The organism is Shigella sp. SIG6 (genome assembly GCF_053555815.1).
The window spans coordinates 1-3158 of the sequence record NZ_JBQZXC010000219.1 but is presented as its reverse complement, the minus strand read 5'-3'; the positions used below and the strand labels follow the sequence as shown (position 1 = coordinate 3158).

Annotated in this window: 8 protein-coding genes; 6 read left to right on the top strand and 2 right to left on the bottom strand. The window is 48.0% G+C overall.

All coding sequences use genetic code 11. The annotated features are described in order from the left end of the window. The 4 genes from ACUU1M_RS19520 to ACUU1M_RS19505 all read left to right on the top strand — a co-directional run. Positions 1–107 (top strand): DUF7301 family protein (locus ACUU1M_RS19520; RefSeq protein WP_449144752.1); only part of this gene is annotated, 107 nt, incomplete at its 5' end. A 10-nt stretch (positions 108–117) separates the two neighbouring features. Beyond that, positions 118–414 carry a hypothetical protein gene (locus tag ACUU1M_RS19515; protein ID WP_000049341.1) on the top strand — a complete coding sequence of 99 codons (297 nt, stop codon included), beginning with the start codon at positions 118–120 and terminating at the stop codon, positions 412–414. Further along, positions 371–817: a recombination protein NinB gene (locus ACUU1M_RS19510; RefSeq protein WP_000811308.1), complete on the top strand. Its 447-nt coding sequence runs from the start codon at positions 371–373 to the stop codon at positions 815–817. Before ACUU1M_RS19515 ends, ACUU1M_RS19510 begins: the two co-directional genes overlap by 44 nt. Then, positions 814–990 carry a NinE family protein gene (locus ACUU1M_RS19505; RefSeq protein WP_001254255.1) on the top strand — a complete coding sequence of 59 codons (177 nt, stop codon included), beginning with the start codon at positions 814–816 and terminating at the stop codon, positions 988–990. The genes ACUU1M_RS19510 and ACUU1M_RS19505 overlap by 4 nt, the downstream gene beginning before the upstream one ends. Positions 991–1031: 41 nt before the next feature. On the opposite strand, the gene ACUU1M_RS19500 is transcribed toward ACUU1M_RS19505, so the two are convergent. Both ACUU1M_RS19500 and ACUU1M_RS19495 read right to left on the bottom strand, forming a co-directional pair. Beyond that, positions 1032–1340, bottom strand: coding sequence for a helix-turn-helix domain-containing protein (locus tag ACUU1M_RS19500; RefSeq protein ID WP_000147081.1), 309 nt, complete (start codon positions 1338–1340; stop codon positions 1032–1034). Beyond that, positions 1330–1659 carry a type II toxin-antitoxin system RelE/ParE family toxin gene (locus tag ACUU1M_RS19495; RefSeq protein ID WP_024258354.1) on the bottom strand — a complete coding sequence of 110 codons (330 nt, stop codon included), beginning with the start codon at positions 1657–1659 and terminating at the stop codon, positions 1330–1332. Before ACUU1M_RS19495 ends, ACUU1M_RS19500 begins: the two co-directional genes overlap by 11 nt. A gap of 318 nt (positions 1660–1977) precedes the next feature. On the opposite strand from ACUU1M_RS19495, the gene ACUU1M_RS19490 reads away from it, so the two are divergent. Beyond that, complete coding sequence (locus tag ACUU1M_RS19490) at positions 1978–2664, top strand: P22AR C-terminal domain-containing protein (protein WP_000218236.1); 687 nt, start codon at positions 1978–1980, stop codon at positions 2662–2664. Between the two features lie 74 nt (positions 2665–2738). Beyond that, on the top strand, positions 2739–3158 hold a 420-nt coding region (locus tag ACUU1M_RS19485), incomplete at its 3' end, for a Rha family transcriptional regulator (RefSeq protein ID WP_449144751.1).

Genomic DNA, 3158 nt, shown 5'->3' with positions numbered 1-3158 from the left:
CCCCTAAGCCACGGAGCTATCCGCGTGACCGCGTTCTTCGCCGGTTGGTTAAAATCGATAATGATTTTCAGTGTGACAGAATTATCCGGAGTCTGGATTTAAAGTGAAGGAGTGAGCATGAGCAAAGTATCACGAGGAATGAAAATATCGCTTATTTTCATCCTTAATCCGCATCGTATCTTTTTGGCTTCAGCAGTATGGCTGTCATATTTTGTTTATTGGTTAGCAGATAAATTGGATGATTTTGCGAAATGGCTTGAGAATTTTGCGAATGCGAGGTTTGAGTCATGGCCGCTTATCGGAGAGAAGATGTCTGACGAATTAAACCGGTATTACGCGGATAAGCGCAAGGAGAAGAGCAGGAGGGCAAGTGAAGCAATTATTCCTGCTTCGCAACGAAGCAATCAGAAATAACGCCATAGACGCCATTCTCTCACTACCCATCGACGACAAGTCACCCCACGAAGTCCACGTTAGAGAACCCAAACGCAGCAAAGCGCAGAATGACCGTATGTGGCCGATGCTGAACGATGTTTCGCGTCAGGTGCTATGGCATGGTCAACGGCTGGCGCCGGAAGACTGGAAAGACCTGTTCACTGCCCTGTGGCTTAAGACCAAAAAACTGGAGCAACGAAGTGCGCCTGGTATCGGCGGTGGCGTTGTCATGCTTGGCGTGCGTACCAGCAAAATGCGAAAGGCCAGCATGACTGAGCTTATCGAAATCATGTTCTGGTTCGGCTCAGAGCGCAACGTGCGGTGGAGTGATAACTCCCGGCGAGAGTATGAATGGTCACAACGAACAGGGAGGGCGGCATGAGGCGACAGCGACGAAGTATTACCGACATAATCTGTGAAAACTGCAAATACCTTCCAACGAAACGCTCCAGAAATAAACGCAAGCCAATCCCAAAAGAATCTGACGTAAAAACCTTCAACTACACGGCTCACCTGTGGGATATCCGGTGGCTAAGACATCGTGCGAGGAAATGACTATTTATCCGGTGCGCCGCCAGAATGACGGCGCGGTGTGGTTAAACGAAGCGGATCTGGAGTTTTTTTCCAGTAGCGCGGGCGAATTTTTTTAGGGTGGCAAATGATGGGCCGCTGATACCTGATGCGAGATTACTTTCCATTCTGGTGATCGCGGTCGCTTTTGTTCCCATTCGCTCGGCAACTTCAGCCTGAGTTAAGCCAGCTTCTTTGCGTGCTGCCAGCATTTCATCAAGCAGTGCGAATTCGTCAGCGATAGCGTCGTATTCTGCTTTAAAAGCCGGGTCTTCCATCCATTTGGCTGCCATTTCGTCGTGTGTCATGGTGGGGAGAGTGCGTTTACCAGTCATGCTTAACCTCCTTCATTCTGGTTTCAGCTTTCTTGCGTTCGGCTGGCGGTGTTTTCTGCGTTTTCTTTACAAAACTATGCAGCATGATGATGCGTTTCCCTGTCAGGGTGCAGTAAAAAACACGCGCGATCCCATCGTTGCCTTTAATTCTGAGTTCGAAAAGTCCGTCACCAAAGGCGCTGGTGTGAGGTTCTCCGAGATTGCTGCCATATATCTTCATACGTTCAACGAGATGTTGGTATCGGGCACGCATACTCAATGGAAGCCGATCGACTTCCAGCCTTACATCTTCACTGTAGTATTCGATAGTGTAGTTCATAGGTATCAACATAACAAAATTGTTATATGCATTCAAGGCCTGTAGTTGACGACAACACATATCCGGGGCTATATTCCTCACGCGCCAGCAAAATCTGGCGTCGGGATTGGAACCCCGGATATCGAAACGGTGCATACCGCGCTGGCGGTTTTTTTATGCGCTAAGCACAGTCACATTCGCGATTTATGGCGGGCTGTGTGGGGGCACCGAAAGGTGCGCCGGATGTTTCGACCGGTAGTTCCAACCCTGCACAGTTCGCCACCCGATGATTGGAACCTGAAGGTGGTGAGGTAAAAATTATCGAAACGCGAGGTCGTTATGACTGTTCAAGTTGCTGTCAAAAACCTTTCCCCTGTCACTTATAACCAGATTCCTGTAATCACAACTGAGTTACTCGCCCGCCTTTACGGAACAGAAGCAATCCGTATACAGCAGAATCACCATGAAAATAAATCTCGATTTATTGAGGGAAAACACTTCTTTAAAGCTGTTGGTGATGAGCTCAAAAATTTGCGACTAGTTTTAAACGAGTCGCAAAATGAGGTGAAAATTTCTCCAAAAACCCGCTCCCTCATCCTCTGGACAGAACGCGGCGCAGCTCGTCACGCGAAGATGCTCGAAACCGATCAGGCATGGGACGTGTTCGAAAAACTGGAAGACTGCTATTTCAGCCAGACTTCGAAAAGCGCAGGTCATCACGAGAAGAAAACCAGCGAGCTTTCTGCAAAAGATGCAAACAGTCTGGTATGGTTGTGGGATTATGCCAACCGCTCACAGGCATTATTCCGCGAACTGTATCCGGCGCTAAGACAAATTCAGTCTAACTATTCCGGCAGATGCCACGACTACGGTCATGAGTTCTCGTATGTTATCGGAATGGCGAGAGACGTTTTAATCAATCACACACGAGATGTTGATATTAATGAGCCAGACGGACCAACGAATCTTTCTGCATGGGTAAGACTTAAGAACAAAGAATTACCTCCTTCACTACATCACTACTGACAGATTGCCAACGCAACGACCCAGCTTCGGCTGGGTTTTTTATTGCTGAATTTTCAATATGAGAGGACATGACAATGAACGAGCTGATAAATAGCAACGCCATTAAAATGACCAGCATTGAAATCGCTGAGTTGGTGGGTAAGCGTCATGACAATGTGAAACGTACCATCGAAACGCTGGCTAAAAATGGTGTTATCCGGCATCCTCAATTTGAGGTTTCCGAAAGAATCAATAACTTAGGGTTCAATGTTCAGTACGAGCATTACGTCTTCGAAGGCGAACAAGGTAAGCGCGACAGCATTATTGTCGTTGCCCAGTTGTCGCCGGAATTCACCGCTCGTCTTGTTGACCGTTGGCGAGAGCTTGAAGGGGCAACCGCGAAAATCCCACAAACCTTTTCTGAGGCATTGCGCCTTGCGGCCGACCTTGAAGACCAGAAGGCTGAACTGGAGAAACAGCTTGCTCTCGCAGCACCTAAAGTTGAGTTTGCCGAT